Origin of the sequence: Pseudomonas sp. PDM32 (assembly GCF_019219225.1) — a bacterium.
Lineage (GTDB): Bacteria > Pseudomonadota > Gammaproteobacteria > Pseudomonadales > Pseudomonadaceae > Aquipseudomonas > Aquipseudomonas laurylsulfatiphila.
Map to the genome: position 1 here is coordinate 1 of NZ_JAHUWE010000069.1, position 255 is coordinate 255.

Genomic DNA, 255 nt, shown 5'->3' on the forward strand with positions numbered 1-255 from the left:
CTGGTCAATGCCATCGAGTACAACGCCTTTGGCCAGATAGAACAGGAGCGGGCAGGCAATGGCATGCGCACCTCCAGCGGTTATGACCCGGCCAATGGACGCCTGACGAACCTCGATACCCACGGCCTCGCTCAGGGATTTTTGCAGAAACTCAGTTACGGCTACGACCCGGTTGGCAACATCAGCGAAATCGCCGATGCGGCGCTGCCCATTCAGTACTTTGCCAATCAGCGCATCGAGCCGGTGCGGCGCTTC

The 255-nt window shown here is 59.2% G+C and carries 1 protein-coding gene; it reads left to right on the top strand.

What is annotated here, in order from left to right; genetic code table 11:
• A partial coding sequence (locus KW846_RS29830; protein ID WP_218486477.1) for a hypothetical protein occupies positions 1-255 on the top strand: 255 nt, incomplete at both ends.